Consider the following 18,685-nt stretch of genomic DNA (forward strand, 5'->3'; position numbering starts at 1 on the left):
CTCCGGCCACCGGGTACTTCACGGTGGCTCAGTGGGCACCTTATGTCGCGGCACCGACATCGGCAGGGAGGCACGCCCGTCGGGGCCGGGGACTGGCTCCCGGCGGCCGGACGGCCACGGCCGCGCCGTCGCCTGGCACAGCGGGAGCAGCACCGCGAACGCCGTGGCGGAGATCGCGCACGCGGCGAGCAGCCCGGCGGTATAGGCGGTGAGCCCTCCCGCCCACGGCAGCCCCGTCCAGGTGTGGCCCTCCGTCGCCGCGGCAGCCAGGACGGAGAGCCCGGCGGTCGGTACCGCGAGGACCCAGAGGGCCGTCGTCACCAGCCTGGTCGAGACGGCCGCGCGGGCGGCCGGGTCGTCGCCGGGCCGGTCCGCCCAGCGGGCCGGCGCCACCGCGCACACCAGCGCCGTGCACGCCACCACCACCAGGACCGCGGCGACGACGTCGGACGGGCGGTGCCAGCGGTCGCCGAGCGTCGCGAGGCCGATGGCCCCGGAGGCGACGGCGCCGGCGAACGCGGCGAGCGGGCGCCAGCCGCGCGGTGTGACGAGGAGGAGTGCGGCCCAGGCCGCCACGACCACGGTGACGTGCCCGCTCGGCAAGGTGTTGACGTCACGGTTCCACTCGCCGACGAGGCCCGTGCGGTCGAACACGCCGTCCTTGACCACCTGTGTGGTCACGTTCGACCCGATGATCACGACGGCGGCCATGGCGGCGGCGCGCCACCTCCGGCGCAGGAGCCCGATCCCGCACACCAGGCCGAGCCCCATCAGGAGCCACGGCAGCGAACCCAGCAGCAGGACCGGCTCCACCAGCGGATTGACGACGTCCTGGAACCTGTCGGCGGTGTCGAACACGCGCTCCTCGAGACGCTGCCCGGGCCATGTGGTCACCATCGCCCACCAGACGAGCCAGGTGCCCGCCGCCGCTCCCAGGGCGACGACGAACCCTGCCGCCCGCGTTGTACGACGGACCGTGGGGCGCGGGGGCGCCGTGGGGTCCGGGCCGGTGCGCGAGCCCGCGAGGCTCGCCCGGCGCCCGTCGGAGACCGGCATGGACGCAAGGTACCCCGCCGGTGTGGGTGGTGGCACGTACGGTGGCGCCCGTGACCTCATCGACCTCCAAGAAGGCCCGGCCCGCGTATCGCTGCGCCGAGTGCGGCTGGACCACCGTCAAGTGGGTCGGCCGCTGCGGGGAGTGCCAGGCGTGGGGCACCGTGTCCGAGGACGGGCCGGCTCCGGCCGGGCCCCGTACGGCCACGGTGCACACCGCCCGTGAGCCCGCCCGGCCCATCGGCGACATCGATGTGGAGTCGGCGCGTGCCAACCCGACGGGCGTCGGCGAGCTCGACCGGGTGCTCGGCGGCGGGCTCGTGCCCGGCGCCGTGGTCCTGCTCGCGGGAGAGCCGGGCGTGGGCAAGTCGACCCTGCTGCTCGACGTCGCGAGCAATGTCGCCGACGGCGCCCTGGGTCCCCACGGGTTCGAGTCCCCGCGCACCGTGCTGTACGTGACCGGTGAGGAGTCGGCCGGCCAGGTGCGGCTCCGCGCCGAGCGAATCGGTGCGCTCTCGCCGACCCTGTTGCTCGCCGCGGAGACCGACCTGGGCACGGTGCTCGGTCACCTGGAGGCCAACCAGCCGGACATGCTCATCGTGGACTCCGTGCAGACCATCGCCTCCGCCCAGGTGGACGGCGCCCCGGGCGGTGTGTCGCAGGTCCGTGAGGTCGCCGGCGCACTGATCGCCGTGGCCAAGGAACGGCAGATCCCCACGATCCTGGTGGGGCACGTGACCAAGGACGGCTCGGTCGCCGGCCCGCGCACGCTCGAGCACCTGGTGGACGTCGTCTGCCAGTTCGAGGGCGACCGGCACTCCCGCCTGCGCATGATCCGGGCGGTGAAGAACCGCTACGGGCCCACGGACGAGGTGGGCTGCTTCGACCTGTCAGAGGACGGGATCGTCGGGCTGCCGGACCCGTCGGGCCTGTTCCTCTCGCACGCGGGCGCCGGCGTCGCCGGGTCGTGCATCACCGTCACCCTGGAGGGCCGGCGACCGCTCGCCGTCGAGGTGCAGGGACTGGTCGCGCCGAGCCCGTTGAACAACCCCCGCCGCGCGACCAGCGGTGTCGACTCCAGCCGGCTCGCCATGATCCTGGCCGTGCTGCAGCGGCACGGCGGGCTCCGGCTCGCCGACCAGGACGTCTACGCCTCGACCGTCGGCGGCGCCCGGATCACCGAACCGGCGTCCGACCTCGCTGCCGCGCTGGCCCTCGTCTCCGCACGCACGGGCAGGCCCCTGCCGGGGGCCACCGTCGCCGTCGGCGAGGTGGGCCTGGCCGGCGACCTGCGCCCGGTCGCGGGGCTGGACCGCCGCCTGGGGGAGGCCGCACGCCTGGGGTTCGTGCATGCGGTCGTACCGCACGGGACCGGCGTCAAGGCACCCGCGGGGCTCCAGCTCGTCGAGGCGGCCCACATCCGCGACGCCGTGGAGTGGGCCCAGTCCGGAAGCCGCGGGACGGCCCCCGAGATGGACGGCGAGTGACCGGTCCGTGAAACGAACTGCTTGTGACCCAGCGCACAGCGTAGGATTTCTTCGTGGCCACGACCTCCTCGCACCCTGACGAGCTGCTCCGGGAGACCCTGGCCGCCGTCGCGCCCGGAACCGAGCTCCGCGACGGGCTGGAACGCATCCTGCGCGGCCGTACCGGCGCGCTCATCGTGCTCGGCCTCGACCCGACGGTGGAACAGATCTGCTCCGGCGGCTTCTCCCTCGACGTCGACTTCTCCGCGACGCGCCTGCGCGAGCTGTCGAAGATGGACGGTGCGGTGGTGCTCGACCGGGCCGCCACCCGTATCCGGAAGGCCGCGGTCCAGCTGCTGCCCGACCCGACGATAGAGACCACCGAGTCGGGCACCCGCCACCGCACGGCCGAGCGGGTCGCCAAGCAGACCGGCTTCCCCATCATCTCCGTGAGCCAGTCGATGCGGATCGTCGCGCTCTACGTGGGCGGGCAGCGGCACGTGCTGGAGGACTCGGACACGATCCTCGGCCGTGCCAACCAGGCCCTCGCGACGCTCGAGCGCTACCGCGCCCGCCTCGACGAGGTGTCCGGCACGCTGTCCGCGCTGGAGATCGAGGACCTGGTCACGGTGCGCGACGTGTGCTCGGTGGTCCAGCGCCTCGAGATGGTCGGTCGCATCTCCGACGAGATCGCGGGCTACGTGATCGAGCTCGGCGTGGACGGTCGGCTGCTGGCCCTCCAGCTGGACGAGCTGATCGGCGACGTCGGCTCCGACCGGGAGTTCGTCATCCGCGACTACGTGCTGGGCCGCAAGGACCGCACGCTCGCCGACGTGCAGGCGGAGCTCTCCGCCCTCACGTCGCAGGAGCTGCTCGACATGAGCCAGATCGGCCGGATCCTGGACCTGCCCGGCGGCGGGGACGCACTCGACGCCGCCGTCGCGCCGCACGGCTACCGGCTCCTGTCCAAGGTCCCCCGCCTGCCGAACACCACCATCGAACAGCTCGTGGGGCACTTCAGCAGCCTGCAGAAGCTCCTCGCCGCGAGCGTGGACGACCTCATGTCCGTGGACGGTGTCGGCGAACAGCGGGCCCGGACCATCCGCGAGGGCCTGTCCCGGCTGGCGGAGTCCAGCATCCTGGAGCGTTACGTCTGACGCGAAAGCCGGACGCGGCACGCCGGACACCGCACACCGCACACGGCATCCCGACGGGCACGCCTGACCCGGCACGCCTGACACGGCACCTCCGACAGGGCACGCTGCCCGGGCCGGGCGGAACCGGCGAGTGCAGACTTGGTCCCACCCCCGGCTGCCGAGTGCAGACTTGACTGCGGTCTGAGTGCCTCTCGCCGCAACGGAGTCTGCAGTCGGCATCTGCGGTCGCAACCAAGTCTGCACTCGCGTCTTGGCGCTGGCCGGCGGCAGCGTCAGGGCTTCTTACCGGAGTCCCCACTCGACCCGTCGGACCCGTCGGACCCGTCCGACCGATCCTGCCCGCTCGACTCATCCGGCTGATCCGACCCATCCGGCTCATCCGGCTGATCCGACCCATCCGGCTCGGCCGACGCATCCGGCGCATCCGGCTCGGCCGACCCATCCGGCCCCGGCTCCGCGTCCGACCGGTCCGACGCATCCGGCTCCGGCGCACCCGACGCATCCGGGTCGGCACTCGCGGACGGATCCCCGGACGGACTCCCCGACGGGGACGGCGACCGGCTCGGCTCCGGCACCGTGTACGTCATGCGCACCACGTCGCTGGACACGCCCTCGACGCCGTCGAGGGTGACCTGTGCGGTGTACGTGCCGGCGACCAGCCGGGGCTGGTCCGGTTCGCACCCAGGCACCGACCGGGAGTCGGACCAGCTCACGCTCGTGGTGTCGACGTCGCCGGGACCGAGCAGGAGCAACCGTTCCTCGTCCTGGTCGGCGCAGTCCGCCGACGACCAGGCCCGCTCCGCCGTCGGCTCGCCCACCTCACCCTCGTACACGGTCACGGCGAGGCCGTGCCGGGGCGCCTCGACGAGGCACTGCACCCGCCCCTCGTTCCGGAGCGACACGGTGAACCGGACCGGGGCGCCGGGAGTGGCGGTGAGCCGGTCGGCCGCCAGCACGACGTCGAGGTCGTCGGGCTCGCAGGGCGCCGCGGCCGCGTTCGGGTCCACGGGCTTCGGCGGGTTCGCCTTGTCCGACGCGATGGGGGCGTCAGCCTCGGGCCACGTCATGGCCACCCCGATACCGCCGAAGGCCAGGACCGCCAGCACCACGAGCACACGACCGAGCCGGCGCGGACGCCGGCCGGCGGACGCGCGTTCCGCGTCGTGGTCCTGGGACCGTTCGGGCCCCTCCGGCACACTGACCACCTGCTGAACCCCCTGCTGGACCGCTGGACACCGTCTGACGTGCGGTAACACCGCGCGGCACCAAAATACGACGCTCCGGACCGCCGCGGTGGCAGCCGCGCCGCCGAGTCGGTCACATGTCCTACTTCGCCGGTTTGCGTCACGCCGGTCCCCGCGCGGCGCGTCGAGGCCAGGCCGCACCGCTCATCCCTACCCGGTACCGCGTCGCAGCAGGCCGGGCCCGTGGGGCAGGATGAGTTCCCGTGACAGCACGGGAGACGACACGACGCACCGAGGTGCGCTCCGGCGTCGTGCGGTGGTTCGACGGCGCCGCGCGCGACCTGCCGTGGCGCGCACCGGACCGGAGTGCCTGGGGCGTGCTCGTCAGCGAGGTGATGCTGCAGCAGACACCCGTCGTCCGCGTGGAGCCCGCCTGGCACGCATGGCTGGAACGCTGGCCGGCGCCCGCGGACCTGGCCGAGGCACCGACCGCCGACGTGCTCCGGGCCTGGGGCCGGCTCGGGTACCCGCGCCGGGCGCTGCGGCTGCAGGAGTGCGCCCGGGCAATCGTCGAACGGCACGACGGCGTGGTGCCGAACAATGAGGCCGAGCTGCGCGCCCTGCCCGGCATCGGCGAGTACACGGCGGCTGCGGTGCTGGCCTTCGCCTACGGCAAACGGTCCGTGGTGGTCGACACCAACGTACGGCGGGTGCTGGCACGTGCGGTGGACGGCACCGCGCTCCCCGCGCCGTCGTACACCGCGGCGGAACGTGCGCTCGCCACGGCGCTCGCTCCGGACGGGGACGCCGAGTCCGCGCGCTGGGCCGCCGCCTCCATGGAGCTGGGCGCGCTGGTCTGCACCGCGAAGGCCCCCAAGTGCGGCGCCTGCCCCGTGGCCGGGCTGTGCGCGTGGCGCCGGGCCGGCTCACCGCCGGACGCGCACGCCGCCCGACGTCGCACGCAGGCCTGGGCCGGCACCGACCGGCAGGCGCGTGGCCGGGTCATGGCCGAGCTGCGGCAGGCGACCGATCCGGTGGACCGTGCCCTGCTCACGTCCCTGTGGCACGACTCCCGGCAGCTCGACCGGGCGATCGCCGGACTGGTCGAGGACGGCCTGGCCGAGCAGGACGACGCCGGCCGCCTCCGGCTCCCCCGCTAGCGTCGTGGGGCCGCGGGATCAGAGCTCGAGCAGCATCCGCGAGTTGCCCAGGGTGTTGGGCTTCACGCGTGCCAGGTCGAGGAACTCGGCCACACCCTCGTCGTAGGAGCGCAGCAGCTCGGCGTACACCTCGTGGGTCACGGGCGTGCCGTCGATCTCCCGGAACCCGTGCGCGGCGAAGAAGTCGACCTCGAAGGTCAGGCAGAACACCCGGCGCAGCCCGAGGGCGCGAGCCCGCTCGACGAGCGCCTCGAGGAGCGCGTGGCCCACCCGGCGGCCACGCCAGTCGCGGTGCACGGCGAGCGTGCGGACCTCGGCGAGGTCGTCCCACATCACGTGGAGCGCCCCGCACCCGACGGCGGTGTCGCCCGCCGCACCAGCCGGGTCGGTCGCCACCAGGAACTCCTGGACCGCCTCGAAGTAGCCGACCATCTCGTACGGCCGGAGGATCCGCTCCTGGCTGAGCGGCTCGACGAGGTCACGGATCGTGCGCACGTCGGCCGGGAGCGCTGGGCGGATCACAGGCGCGATCGGCGCCTCGGGTGTCGTCACGGCGACACACTACGACCGGCGCCCCGCGCGGCGCCCGGCCGCCACACCTGACGGGCATCTCCGGCGGGAACACCAGACGAAACGTATGGTGAATCGGAAAGTGAGCAAGAGAACCTCCCAACACACCCTGACCCACAGGGCAAAGGTCTTGCCAAGTCAAGGAATGCGTGGTGAGTTTGGCGCATGGCATCCACACGCCTGACCGCAGACGCGAGGACGCAAGCGCTGGCCGCACTCGAGGCCAGTGTCAGCCCCTCGGCAGAGCTCGATGTACTGGTGATAGGGGGTGGCATCACCGGCGCCGGCATAGCGCTGGACGCGGTGACGCGAGGATTGTCGACCGCCGTCGTCGAGGCACAGGACTGGGCACAAGGCACCTCCAGCCGCAGCAGCAAGCTGGTCCACGGTGGCCTGCGCTACCTGCAGATGCTCGACTTCGAGCTGGTCCACGAGGCGCTCACCGAGCGTGACCTCCTGCTCCGGGACCTCGCACCGCACCTGGTGCGACCGGTCCCGTTCTTGTATCCGCTGGAGCACCGGGTGTGGGAGCGCGCCTACGTGGGTGCGGGCATCGCCATGTACGACGTGCTCGCGACGCTCACGCCGGGCCGCCGGCCGATGCCGTTCCACCGGCACCTGAGCAAGAACCAGATGGAGGCGAAGTTCCCCGATCTGGCGCACGACGCCGCCGTCGGCGCCGTCCAGTACTGGGACGCGTCGGTCGACGACGCACGGCTGGTCGCCACCGTCATCCGCACCGCCGCGAGCTACGGCGCGCACGCCGCGAGCCGCACCCAGGTGGTGGACCTGACGCAGGGCGCGACGGGTGCCGTGAACGGCGCGGTGGTCGTGGACCTGGAGACCGGCAAGGAGATCACCGTCCGGGCCCGCTCGGTCATCAACGCCACCGGCGTGTGGACCGAGGACACCGAGGCACTCGCCGGCTCGGAGGGCGGGCTCCACGTGCTCGCCAGCAAGGGCGTGCACCTCGTTGTCCCGCGGGAACGCATCCGTGGTCATGCGGGGCTGATCCTCCAGACGGAGAAGTCGGTGCTGTTCGTGATCCCGTGGAGCCGGTACTGGATCATCGGGACCACCGACACCCCGTGGGACCTCGACCCGACGCACCCGGTCGCCACGAGCGCCGACATCGACTACGTGCTGGACCACGCCAACGCCGTCCTGGCGCATCCCCTGACCCGCGAGGACATCATCGGCACCTACGCAGGCCTGCGCCCCCTGCTCCAGCCGGGCACCAAGGCGGGCACGAGCAGCGCGAAGGTCAGCCGCGAGCACACCGTCGCCTCGCCGACGCCGGGTCTCACCGTGATCGCGGGCGGCAAGCTGACCACCTACCGGATCATGGCCAAGGACGCCGTCGACTTCGCGATCGGGCAGCGGTCCGCCGCACTGCCCTCGATCACCCACCAGATCCCGCTCACGGGCGCCGTCGGGCTGCGCGCGGTCCAACGCCAGGCCCGCACATGGGGCAAGCGGTTCGGCTGGACGCCGCCCCTGCTGGACCACCTGCTGCACCGGTACGGCGCGAACCTCGCCGAGATCGTCGAGCTGTGCGACGCCGACCCCTCGCTCGCCCGGCCGCTGGAGCATGCGCCCGCCTACCTCCGCGCCGAGGTGTACTACGCCGTGAGCCACGAGGGCGCGCTCCACCTCGAAGACGTGCTCGCGCACCGCACGCGGCTCGTCTACGAGGTCGCGGACCGCGGCACCGAGGCGGCCGAGGAGGTCGCGTCGGTCGTCGGCCCCCTGCTCGGCTGGGACGCGTCCGACCGGGAGCGCGAGGTGCGCGCGTGGCAGTCGCGGATCGAGACCGAGCGGCAGGCCGAGGAAGCGCCTGACGACGAGGCCGCCGAACGGGCGCGCCTGACCACCCCAGACGTAGCGGCCATGCAACCGCTCCGAACCTAAGGAAGCCAACGAAGCCGACGAAGCCGACGGACCTAGCTACTGAACTGCCGACGGGCCCCCGCCCAGGGGCCGCCGGGCACACCCCCGTACGCCGACAGTGTGGTCGGCAGAAAGTGAGTCAGCGGTGAACGCATTCACGGACATCATGGTGCCGGAGTTCCTGGGCACCATGATCCTCATCCTCGGTGGTGCCGGTGTGGTGGCCAACGCCATCCTCCCGAAGACCAAGGGCTTCAACGGTGGTTGGTTGCTGATCAACTTCGGCTGGGGTCTTGCCGTCTTCGCCGGCGTGTACGTCGCGTTCAAGTCCGGCGGGCACATCAACCCCGCCGTGACGCTCGGCATCCTCTCCAGCGGGGCCCAGGAGTTCGCCCCGGGCGTCTCCGCCAACTTCGGCAACATGCTCCTGTACTGGGTGGCCCAGGTAGCAGGCGCCTTCGTGGGCGCGATCGTCACCTACCTCGCGTACAAGAGGCACTTCGACCAGGACGCCGAACCGGCCGTCAAGCTCGGCGTCTTCTCCACGGGCCCCGAGATCCGCTCGTACACGTGGAACTTCATCACCGAGGTCATCGCCACGTTCATGCTGGTCTTCGTGATCCTGTCGTTCGGCAACTGGCCCGGCGACATCGGCCCGCTCGCCGCCGCCCTCCTGGTGCTCGGTATCGGCGCGAGCCTCGGTGGCCCCACGGGGTACGCCATCAACCCGGCTCGTGACTTCGGCCCGCGCGTCGCACACTTCGTCCTGCCCATCCCGGGCAAGGGCTCCAGCGACTGGGCGTACTCGTGGGTGCCGGTGCTCGGGCCGCTGGTGGGCGGTGCGATCGGCGGCCTGGTGGCGGCCGCCGTCGCCTGAGACGGAGGTGCGGCGCGGGCTCCGGCGCCGGCAGGTGGCGTCAGAGCCCGACCCGCACCTCAACTCCGACCTCGACACAGACAAGGGAGTCAAGACCGATGGCTGACTACGTACTCGCGATCGACCAGGGCACGACGAGCACCCGGTCGATCGTCTTCAACCACGCCGGGACCATCGTGTCCAGCGGCCAGATCGAGCACGACCAGATCTTCCCGAAGGCCGGATGGGTGGAGCACAAGCCGGACCAGATCTGGGACAACACCCGCCAGGTGGTGGGCCTTGCGCTGACCCGGGCCAACATCAACCACAGCGACCTCGCCGCCGTCGGCATCACCAACCAGCGTGAGACCACCGTGGTGTGGGACAAGACGACCGGTAAGCCGGTCTACAACGCGATCGTGTGGCAGGACACGCGCACCCAGGCCATCGTCGAGGAGCTCGGCGGGTCCGAGGGCCCGGACAAGTACAAGGCGATCGTGGGTCTCCCGCTCGCCACCTACTTCTCCGGCCCGAAGGTGAAGTGGATCCTGGACAACGTCGAGGGCGCGCGTGAGGCGGCCGACCGGGGCGACCTGCTGTTCGGCAACACGGACGCCTGGCTGCTGTGGAACATGACCGGCGGGGTCGACGGCGGCGTCCACGTCACCGACGTCACGAACGCCTCGCGCACCATGCTGATGGACCTCGACACGCTGTCCTGGCGCGAGGACATCGCCGCGGACATGGGCATCCCGCTGTCGATGCTGCCCGAGATCCGCTCCTCCTCCGAGGTGTACGGCAAGGGCCGCCCCCGCGGCATGGTGCCCGGCGTGCCCATCGCGGGCATCCTCGGGGACCAGCAGGCCGCCACGTTCGGACAGGCGTGCTTCGAGGTCGGCACCGCGAAGAACACGTACGGCACCGGCAACTTCATGCTGCTCAACACCGGCACGGAGAAGGTGCCGTCCGAGAACGGGCTGCTGACGACGGTCTGCTACAAGATCGGCGACGCGGCACCGATCTACGCGCTCGAGGGCTCCATCGCGGTCACCGGGTCCCTGGTCCAGTGGCTCCGGGACAACCTGGGCCTGTTCACCGACGCGCCCGACGTCGAGTGGCTCGCCCGCAAGGTCGAGGACAACGGCGGGGCCTACTTCGTGCCCGCGTTCTCCGGTCTGTTCGCCCCGTACTGGCGGCCCGACGCCCGCGGCGCGCTCGTCGGCCTGACGCGGTACGTCAACCGGAACCACATCGCGCGGGCCGCGCTGGAGGCCACGGCGTACCAGACCCGCGAGGTCATGGACGCCATGCGGGCAGACTCGGGTGTCGAGCTGACCGAGCTCAAGGTCGACGGCGGCATGATCACCAACGAGCTGCTGATGCAGTTCCAGGCCGACCAGCTCGGTGTGCCCGTCGTCCGGCCGGTCGTCGCGGAGACCACGGCGCTCGGGGCCGCCTACGCGGCGGGCATCGCCGTGGGCTTCTGGAAGGGCGAGTCCGACGTCACCGCGAACTGGGCGGAGGACCGGCGGTGGGAGCCGTCCATGGAGCAGGACGAGCGGGAGCGCCTCTACCGGAGCTGGAAGAAGGCCGTGACCAAGACCTTCGACTGGGTCGACGCGGACATCGGCTGACCCCCGCCACGTGTCAGACGTACAGGTCACCCGGGTGGCCTGTACGTCTGACACCGAGGTGCGTCAGGGGGCCAGGAAGCGGCGCGCCGTCTCCACGAGCGTCGCCTTCTCGCCCCGGGCCGTGAAGTTCTCCTCGGCCGCGATGCGACCCAGGAAGCCGTCGGTCAGCAGGTAGAGCCACGAGGTGACCCGGCCAGGCGTGAGGTCGGTCCGGATCTCCCCCGCCCGCTGCGCCTGCTCCACCCAGGGCAGGATCATGTCGCGCTGTGCCCGCGTGTCCTCGTCGAGGGCGGTGGCGACCTCGGGAACGTGCATCACGCCCGCCACCGCACGCACGAAGCCGGGCATCCGGGGCTCCGCCGCGTCGTCGGCTCCGCGCTCCACGATGTCGAGCAGGACCCCGAGCGGGTCGGTGCGCCCCGCATAGGCCTCGGCCTGCTCGCCCATCTCCCGCGTCCCGAGCTCCAGGATCGCGAGCAGCACCGCGAGCTTGGTCGGGAAGTAGTGGAAGAACGTGCCCGAACCGATGCCCGCCCGCCGGCAGATCTCGGCGGTGGTGGCGCCGTCATACCCGCGCTCGGCGAAGACCGTCAGGGCCGCGTCGATGATGACGAGCCGGCGCGCCTCGTGGCGCGCCGGGTCAATCGTTCGTGCCACGGGCTCGCTCGCCGTCCGCCGCCGCGCGCCGCACCTGGACCCGGTCGTCCCGGATGCGCGCGACCAGCCCCAGCGCGGCCAGGTCCTCGTCCGCCGTGCGGCGCGCGGCGGCATCCTTGCGCTTCTCCAGCCGACGTCGGAGCGCCACGTGCTCGTCGGCGGTGAAGCCGGGCCGGCCGTCGACCCAGCGTTCGAACTCCTGCTCGTACGGGTCCGCGTCCCGCCACGGCCAGTGATGCCGGTCCAGTGCGCCCTGGATCTTGGCCTGGGGCAGGGTGTCGATGTCGAGCCGGGCGCGGAGACCGCCGTCGGGCCGCAGGAGCACGAGATCGTTCTTGTCCCGGAACGCTGCGCCGACGTCGGACCGCTCGATCCATGCCTCGCGTTCCTCCTGCCGGTACTCCAGGTGGTCGTCGAGGACGGTCAGGGCGGGCGCCTCACCGACCGTCATGAACGCGATGAAAGTGCCGCCTACCAGGCCGAGCCCGCCGAGGATCCCGAGCGACCACTCCGGCGGCAACGTCCCGAGCAGCCGGACCACGCCGGGCGACGGCAGCGGCGTCGCCTCGATCAGGCCGACCAGGCCGCGGGCCAGCGCGGGCGCGAACCAGCCCAGCACGATGCCGAGGGCGAGGGTGCCGAGACCCAGCAGGGCAGGGAGCGCGGGCGGCTGGCGCACCTCGGTGGTCGTCATGGTTCAATTATTAGAGCATCCACTCTATTAATGCAACGGTGGGTCGTCGCCGCCGACCAGCTGCTGGAGCATCCGGGGCACGCGATGCTCCAGGGCGCGCCACACGAGCTTGTCGTCCACGCCGTCGTGGACGTGCGCGATCAGGTTGCGCATCCCCTTGAGAGCCGGCCAGCCGACATCGGGATGCTGTTCCTTGAACTGCTCCGGGAGACGTTCGGCAACCGTCGCGATGTTCAGGATGATGTGCTCACCGAAGCCCCTGCTCCGCTGACCGTCGAACGTCTGGGCCAGATAGGCCTCGCGCCCTTCCGCGACCAGCTGACGCGCCTGCTCCCCGAAGCGAGCCAGGTCCGTCAAGTACCGAGCCACCTTCTCGCGATCGGCCGCACCACCCTCCGGGGCCGACGGTGTGACCTCGCCCGTCATAACGGCACCGCCTCGGCCGACGCACGCGCGGCGGCAGGTCCGTGCGCACGATCCATCCTTCAAGGAGAGCGCTCCTCGTTGAAGGATCGGCGCTGTTGAAGGATCCGCGCACACCGATAGCGTGAGCCCCGTGCCCATCAGCTACACCCTTCCCGGGGTCCACGTCACCGACCACTCCGTCGACGTCCCGCTGGACTGGACCCAGCCGGACGGTTCACCCACCATCTCGGTGTTCGCCCGCGAGCTCGTCGATCCAGCGCGGCGCACCGAGGACCTGCCGCTCCTCGTGTTCCTGCAGGGCGGCCCCGGCGGCAAGGGCCCGCGGCCGACCGGCCCGGACGGCTGGGTCGGCACCGCGCTGAAGCGCTTCCGGGTGGTGCTGCTGGACCAGCGCGGCACCGGGCGATCCAGCGCCATCCGGGCCGGCGCGCTCAACGCGGTCGGCACGCCCGAGGAGCAGGCGGAGTACCTCAGCCACTTCCGCGCGGACAACATCGTTCGCGACGCGGAACACGTGCGGAAGACGCTGTTCGACGGCCGGCGCTGGACGTCGCTGGGCCAGTCGTACGGCGGGTTCATCACGATGACCTACCTGTCGTTCGCGCCGGAAGGGCTGAACGCGAGCCTCGTGACCGGCGGCCTGCCCAGCCTGACGGCGTCGGCCCGTGAGGTGTACGAGCGCACCCAGCCGCGCGTGGTCGCCAAGAACGCGCAGTTCCGCGCGCGCTACCCGCACGCGGTGAAGACGCTCGGGCGCATCGCGGACAGGCTCTCCGCCGGCGGGGTGACCGAGCCGGGTGGCGACACGCTGACCACCCGCCGGTTCCAGACGCTCGGCCAGGACTTCGGCATGCAGCCCGGCTTCGACCGGGTGCACTGGATCGTCGACGAGGCGTTCGACTCGCCGCACGGCGGCCCGCTGAGCGACACGTTCCTGGCCACGGTCGCGGCCGAGACGTCCTTCGCGACCAACCCGCTCTACGCACTGCTGCACGAGTCGATCTACGCCCAGTCCCACACGGGGCCGACGGCGTGGGCCGCTCAGTCCGTACGGGATGCCGACCCGGCCTTCGCCGAGGACGCCCGTCCGCTGCTGCTGACCGGCGAGATGATCTACCCCTGGATGTTCGCCGAGATCGGCGCGCTGCGGCCGTTCCAGGCCGCCGCCGATGCCCTCGCGGCGCGACAGGACTGGCGCGACCTGTACGACCTGCACCGCCTCGCGGAGAACGAGGTGCCGGTCGAGGCGGCGGTGTACTTCGACGACATGTTCGTGGACTCCTCGCTCTCGCTGGAGACGGCGACGCACGTGGGCAACGTCGCGCCGTGGGTCACCAACGAGTTCGAGCACGACGGCCTGCGGCTCGGGGACGTCCTGCCCAAGCTGTTGGACCGTCTGGACGCCCGGGGTGGCCCGCTGCGGGACTAAACCCCGGTCGCCGCCCCCGAGCGTAGGAGTCGTCGCACTCCGAGCACCCATGGAGCGACCACCCGTACGTTCGACGGGCGGTGACGGGCGGCCGGGCGGCCGGACGGCGGTTAGTTACGCAGGGCCGGGATGGACGCCACCACATAGCCGTCCACCTCGACCACGTCACCGGTGGCCAGCACCGGCTTGCCGGCCGGGACGCAGAGGGTGACCTGGAAGCCGTCGGTCTGCAGGCGAGCGGCGGTGAAGGCCTGGCCCGTGCGGCCGACGGCGCGCTCCTCGATCGCGAGCACGACGCCGGTCAGGTGCGCCACGGCGTCGGTCGACAGGGCATAGGCCCCGGTGGGCTCGAAGACCAGGCCGGGCACGGCGGCGTCGGCCCGGCCGATCACCTCGGTGGAGTTGCCCAGCACCACGATGGACACCGGGCCCTCGACCGGCGGCGCCGCCGAACCGAGCAAGGCGAGCTCCTCGAGCTGGCAGGCGATCTCGGTGATGACCTCGTCCTCGTCGTTCACGAGCTCGGCGAGCACGAGCCCGCCGTCGACCGCCTGCGGCTCGGAGATGACGGCACCGGGCGCCGCGTAGAACGTGGGCGTGACCACTCGGACCAGGTCGCCCTCGGTGGTGAGGATGAGCCGCGCGCCGGACACGTCGGTCCAGATATGGACGCCGACCTCGCCGTCCTTGGCGATCGTCTCCGCCTCGGAGCGCGCCGCCGCCACCATGTCGCGAAAGTCGCTACGTCGCCAGACGTCCAGTCCGATACATGCCAGATTCGATGCCACGGTTGCCTACGCTAACCCGGCACCCGCCAGGAACGCGCGATACGGCGTAAACCCTCATTCCGGCGCGTGCTTGTCCAGGAAGGCGTACACCTCGGCATCGTCCACACCAGGAAAGGCGCCGCGCGGCAGGGCCGCGAGGATCTGCTGGTGCATGCGCCCGGACGGCCATGCCTCACCCGACCAACGCTCCGTGAGCTCCGGCGCCGGGCGCTGGCAGCAGGCCGGGTCCGGGCACCCGGAGCTCCGCCGCACCTGGGTGTCCCGCCCCCGGAACCACTTGGCATGGGCGTAGGGCACACCGACGGTGATGGAGAACGCGCCCGAGCCGCCGTCCGGCCCGCCCGACGGCGACATGGACCCTGTCTGGGTGGAGCACCAGAAGGTCCCGGCCGGGGTGTCGGTGTACTGGTAGAACTCCGTGGCACGGTCGCGCCGCTCGAACGCCTCGCGTGCCGCCCAGCGCCGGCAGATCAGCTGCCCCTCGATGGCGCCCGTGACGTCCTGCGGGAACGGGAGGCCGTCGTTCGCGTAGCCGCGGAAGAGTGCGCCGTCGGCCCCCACCCGCAGGAAGTGCAGGGGAATGCCGAGGTGGTGCGTGGCGAGGTTGGTGAGCCGCATCGCGGCGGCCTCGTGCGTGATGCCGAACGCGTCGCGGAAGTCCTCGACCGCGAGGTCGCGGTCCCGCTTGCGCGCCTCCAGGAACGGCACGGCCACGAACTGCGGCGCGAGGCATGCGGCGGCGAAGTACGTGATCTCCACCCGCTGGCGCAGGAACTCGCCGTAGGAGCGTGGCCGGTCGTGCTCGAGCACCCGGTGCGCCAGCGCCTGCAGCGCGAGCGACCGCAGTCCGTGACCACCCGGGGTGGACGCCGGAGGCAGGTAGATGCGGCCGTTGTGCAGATCTGTCACGGACCGGGCGGACCGGGGCAGGTCGTCCACGTGCAGCAGTGTGAAGCCCATCTGCTCGGCCATCCGCGCCACGGTGCGGTGGGTCAGGGCACCGCCCGTATACCCGGCGGCCCGGACCAGCTGCTCGGCCACCGCCTCGAACTGGGGGTAGTGGTTGTCGCGCGCCTCCCGCTCCAGGCGCAGCTCGGTATTGGCGCGCCGCGCCTCCTCGGGCGTGGCGATGGCCAGCTGCTCACGGCGTGCGAGCTCCTCGTGCAGGCCGACCAGCTGCTCGAGCACGGGCATCGGCAGCTTCTGGCTGGGTTTGACGGCCGGCACGCCCAGGGTGGTGAAGAGAGGCCCGCGCTGCGCCCGGTCGAGCGCGATCTCCAGCGCGGCGCGACGCGACGGCGGCTCCGCGCTGAGCAGCTCGCTCATCGGCACGCCGAGGGCCTCCGCGATCGACCGCAGGAGGCCGAGGCGCGGTTCCCGCCGCCCGTTCTCCACGAGGGACAGGAGGCTCGGGGCCGAGCCCACCTTCTCGCCGAGCGCGTCGAGGGTGAGCCCCTGCGCGGTGCGCAGGTGGCGGATGCGGCGGCCCAGGGTGATCAGGTCGGTCTCCCCGTCGATCCCCATGGCACCCTCCCTCGTGTCACGGCGCTGCCCGGGACGGGGCAGCAGGAACCCGCTACTTCACACTACGTGAAGATCGGCGTTTCTTGACAGCCCGGGGGCTGGAAATCGGGCAGATCCACCCCCCAGAGTGGAAACAAGCCCGCCACCGTGGCCCGCCGCATGACGATCGGAGCGCACATGTCCGTCCTCGCGAACCCCCGCCGTACCCGGCTCGTCGCCGAGCTCGTCTCCGACCTGACGAGCGGCCAGGGCTCCAGCACGTCCCCCGCGACGGCGGCACAGGCCGCGCCGTCCGCCGGAGAGCATGACGTGCGCGCCTGGGTGGCCGGTGTCGCCGAGCTGACACAGCCGGACGAGATCGTCTGGTGCGACGGTTCCGCCGACGAGAAGCAGCGCCTCATCGACCAGATGCTGGCAGCTGGCACGCTCGTGGAGCTGAACCAGGAGAAGCGGCCGGGGTCCTACCTGGCCCGCTCGAACCCCGCCGACGTCGCCCGCGTCGAGTCGCGCACGTTCATCTGTTCGGAGGCCGAGGAGGACGCCGGCCCCACCAACAACTGGGCCGCTCCGGACGAGATGCGCGCCGAGCTGGACGGCGTGTTCGAGGGATCGATGAAGGGCCGCACCATGTACGTGGTGCCGTTCTCGATGGGACCGGTCGGCGGCCCGATCTCCCAGGTGGGTGTCGAGATCACCGACTCGCCGTACGTCGTCGTCTCGATGCACGTCATGACGCGCGTCTCGGACGAGATCCTCCGGCTGATCGACGCCGGGCAGCAGTGGGTGCCGGCCGTGCACTCCGTGGGCGCTCCGCTGGACGAGGGCCAGCAGGACGTCGCCTGGCCCTGCAACGACACCAAGTACATCGTGCACTTCCCGGAGACCCGCGAGATCTGGTCGTACGGCTCCGGCTACGGCGGCAACGCCCTGCTCGGCAAGAAGTGCTTCGCGCTGCGGATCGCCTCGGCGATGGCCCGCGACGAGGGCTGGCTGGCCGAGCACATGCTGCTGATCCGCATCACGTCTCCCGAGCAGCGCCAGTACCACCTGGCCGCCGCCTTCCCCAGCGCCTGCGGCAAGACGAACCTCGCGATGCTGCAGCCCACCATCCCGGGCTGGAAGGTCGAGACCCTCGGCGACGACATCGTGTGGATGCGGCCCGGCACCGACGGGACCCTGCGCGCGATCAACCCCGAGGCCGGCTTCTTCGGCGTGGCGCCGGGCACCGGCGTCGACACCAACCCCACGGCAGTGGCGACGTTCGACCACGACACCATCTTCACGAACGTCGCCCTGACGGACGACGGCGACGTCTGGTGGGAAGGTCTGACGCCCGAGGCGCCGGAGCACCTGATCGACTGGCAGGGCAACGACTGGACGCCGGCCTCCGACAAGCCGGCGGCCCACCCCAACTCGCGCTTCACCGTGTCCGCCGCCCAGTGCCCCACGATCGCGGACACCTGGGAGGACCCGGCCGGCGTTCCGGTCGACGCCATCGTGTTCGGCGGCCGCCGTGCCACGAACGTGCCGCTCGTGGCGCAGTCGTTCGGCTGGGAGCACGGCGTCTTCATGGGCGCGACGATCTCGTCGGAGCGCACGGCCGCGGCCGAGGGCGCGCTTGGCGAGCTCCGCAGGGACCCCTTCGCGATGCTCCCGTTCTGCGGCTACAACATGGCCGACCACTGGTCGCACTGGCTCGAGGTCGGTGCGAGCATCGAGGAGTCGAAGCGCCCGCGGATCTTCCAGGTCAACTGGTTCCGCAAGGGCGACGACGGCAGCTTCCTGTGGCCGGGCTTCGGCGAGAACTCGCGGGTCATCGAGTGGATCGTCGGTCAGGTCGAGGCCGGCCGCGGCCTGCGCTCCGATACCTCGGTCGCCTCCCCGGTGGGCAACCTGCCCGCGCCGGGCACGCTGAACCTCGACGGCATCGACGTGTCCGACGCCGACCTGGCTGCCCTCTTCGACGTCCCCACGCAGCCGTGGCTGGCCGAGGCCGAGCTCACCGCGGAGTTCTTCGCACGGTTCGGCGACCACACGCCGGCCGAGCTGCACGCCCAGCTGGACGCTCTCAAGGAGCGCCTGGCCCGCTGACTTCGGACGGCCGACGACGCGGCACCCACGGGTGGCTACCCGTCGCACCGTCGGCCGTCCGAGCAATGCTCCCCGGCCGGGTTATTGAGGCATCCCGGCCGGGGAT

At 71.9% G+C, this 18,685-nt stretch carries 16 protein-coding genes; 8 read left to right on the plus strand and 8 right to left on the minus strand.

Annotation, left to right across the window (positions count from 1 at the left end; translation table 11 throughout):
• Positions 1-18 precede the first annotated feature (18 nt).
• A complete protein-coding gene (locus tag ACFSL2_RS14545; protein WP_377198541.1) occupies positions 19-1,056 on the minus strand; it encodes a phosphatase PAP2 family protein in 1,038 nt (345 codons plus the stop codon).
• A 50-nt stretch (positions 1,057-1,106) separates the two neighbouring features.
• Between ACFSL2_RS14545 and radA the strand changes: the two genes are divergently transcribed.
• Both radA and disA read left to right on the plus strand, forming a co-directional pair.
• Complete coding sequence (gene radA, locus ACFSL2_RS14550) at positions 1,107-2,540, plus strand: DNA repair protein RadA (protein ID WP_377198542.1); 1,434 nt, start codon at positions 1,107-1,109, stop codon at positions 2,538-2,540.
• Between the two features lie 53 nt (positions 2,541-2,593).
• The gene (gene disA / locus ACFSL2_RS14555) at positions 2,594-3,676 is read left to right on the plus strand and encodes a DNA integrity scanning diadenylate cyclase DisA (protein ID WP_377198543.1); all 1,083 of its coding nucleotides are present in this window, start codon (positions 2,594-2,596) and stop codon (positions 3,674-3,676) included.
• Between the two features lie 272 nt (positions 3,677-3,948).
• Here disA and ACFSL2_RS14560 read toward each other — a convergent pair whose 3' ends face one another.
• Positions 3,949-4,872, minus strand: coding sequence for a hypothetical protein (locus ACFSL2_RS14560; protein WP_377198544.1), 924 nt, complete (start codon positions 4,870-4,872; stop codon positions 3,949-3,951).
• 251 nt (positions 4,873-5,123) lie between these two features.
• Here ACFSL2_RS14560 and ACFSL2_RS14565 point away from each other — a divergent pair, with 251 nt between their 5' ends.
• Positions 5,124-6,020 carry an HhH-GPD family protein gene (locus ACFSL2_RS14565; RefSeq protein ID WP_377198545.1) on the plus strand — a complete coding sequence of 299 codons (897 nt, stop codon included), beginning with the start codon at positions 5,124-5,126 and terminating at the stop codon, positions 6,018-6,020.
• Positions 6,021-6,038: 18 nt separating this feature from the next.
• Here ACFSL2_RS14565 and ACFSL2_RS14570 read toward each other — a convergent pair whose 3' ends face one another.
• Entirely contained in the window at positions 6,039-6,572 is a 534-nt protein-coding gene (locus ACFSL2_RS14570; protein ID WP_377198546.1) for an amino-acid N-acetyltransferase, read from the minus strand.
• A gap of 183 nt (positions 6,573-6,755) precedes the next feature.
• On the opposite strand from ACFSL2_RS14570, the gene ACFSL2_RS14575 reads away from it, so the two are divergent.
• The 3 genes from ACFSL2_RS14575 (at position 6,756) to glpK (ending at position 10,970) form a co-directional block, all read left to right on the plus strand.
• On the plus strand, positions 6,756-8,501 hold the full coding sequence (locus ACFSL2_RS14575; RefSeq protein ID WP_377198547.1) for a glycerol-3-phosphate dehydrogenase/oxidase: 1,746 nt from the start codon (positions 6,756-6,758) through the stop codon (positions 8,499-8,501).
• Positions 8,502-8,646: 145 nt separating this feature from the next.
• Positions 8,647-9,357 carry an MIP/aquaporin family protein gene (locus ACFSL2_RS14580; RefSeq protein WP_377200827.1) on the plus strand — a complete coding sequence of 237 codons (711 nt, stop codon included), beginning with the start codon at positions 8,647-8,649 and terminating at the stop codon, positions 9,355-9,357.
• Between the two features lie 98 nt (positions 9,358-9,455).
• Positions 9,456-10,970 carry a glycerol kinase GlpK gene (glpK, locus tag ACFSL2_RS14585; RefSeq protein ID WP_377198548.1) on the plus strand — a complete coding sequence of 505 codons (1,515 nt, stop codon included), beginning with the start codon at positions 9,456-9,458 and terminating at the stop codon, positions 10,968-10,970.
• Between the two features lie 63 nt (positions 10,971-11,033).
• On the opposite strand, the gene ACFSL2_RS14590 is transcribed toward glpK, so the two are convergent.
• From ACFSL2_RS14590 to ACFSL2_RS14600, 3 genes are read right to left on the minus strand one after another with little or no spacing between them, the layout of a single operon-like run.
• A complete protein-coding gene (locus ACFSL2_RS14590; protein ID WP_377198549.1) occupies positions 11,034-11,627 on the minus strand; it encodes a TetR/AcrR family transcriptional regulator in 594 nt (197 codons plus the stop codon).
• Positions 11,611-12,321, minus strand: coding sequence for a YqeB family protein (locus tag ACFSL2_RS14595; protein WP_377198550.1), 711 nt, complete (start codon positions 12,319-12,321; stop codon positions 11,611-11,613). The genes ACFSL2_RS14590 and ACFSL2_RS14595 overlap by 17 nt, the downstream gene beginning before the upstream one ends.
• A 27-nt stretch (positions 12,322-12,348) precedes the next feature.
• On the minus strand, positions 12,349-12,678 hold the full coding sequence (locus tag ACFSL2_RS14600) for a HepT-like ribonuclease domain-containing protein (protein ID WP_377198551.1): 330 nt from the start codon (positions 12,676-12,678) through the stop codon (positions 12,349-12,351).
• 199 nt (positions 12,679-12,877) lie between these two features.
• Here ACFSL2_RS14600 and ACFSL2_RS14605 point away from each other — a divergent pair, with 199 nt between their 5' ends.
• Positions 12,878-14,176, plus strand: a complete 1,299-nt coding sequence (locus ACFSL2_RS14605) for an alpha/beta fold hydrolase (protein WP_377198552.1) — start codon at positions 12,878-12,880, stop codon at positions 14,174-14,176.
• A 110-nt stretch (positions 14,177-14,286) separates the two neighbouring features.
• Here the strand turns inward: ACFSL2_RS14605 and ACFSL2_RS14610 are convergent, their stop codons facing one another.
• The gene (locus ACFSL2_RS14610; RefSeq protein ID WP_377198553.1) at positions 14,287-14,964 is read right to left on the minus strand and encodes a hypothetical protein; all 678 of its coding nucleotides are present in this window, start codon (positions 14,962-14,964) and stop codon (positions 14,287-14,289) included.
• A gap of 54 nt (positions 14,965-15,018) precedes the next feature.
• Positions 15,019-16,488 carry a helix-turn-helix domain-containing protein gene (locus ACFSL2_RS14615; protein WP_377198554.1) on the minus strand — a complete coding sequence of 490 codons (1,470 nt, stop codon included), beginning with the start codon at positions 16,486-16,488 and terminating at the stop codon, positions 15,019-15,021.
• 177 nt (positions 16,489-16,665) lie between these two features.
• Between ACFSL2_RS14615 and ACFSL2_RS14620 the strand changes: the two genes are divergently transcribed.
• Entirely contained in the window at positions 16,666-18,579 is a 1,914-nt protein-coding gene (locus tag ACFSL2_RS14620) for a phosphoenolpyruvate carboxykinase (GTP) (RefSeq protein WP_377198555.1), read from the plus strand.
• The last annotated feature ends 106 nt before the right edge of the window (positions 18,580-18,685 follow it).

The sequence above is a fragment of the Promicromonospora aerolata genome (genome assembly GCF_042682255.1).
GTDB classification, from domain to species: Bacteria; Actinomycetota; Actinomycetes; order Actinomycetales; family Cellulomonadaceae; genus Promicromonospora; species Promicromonospora aerolata.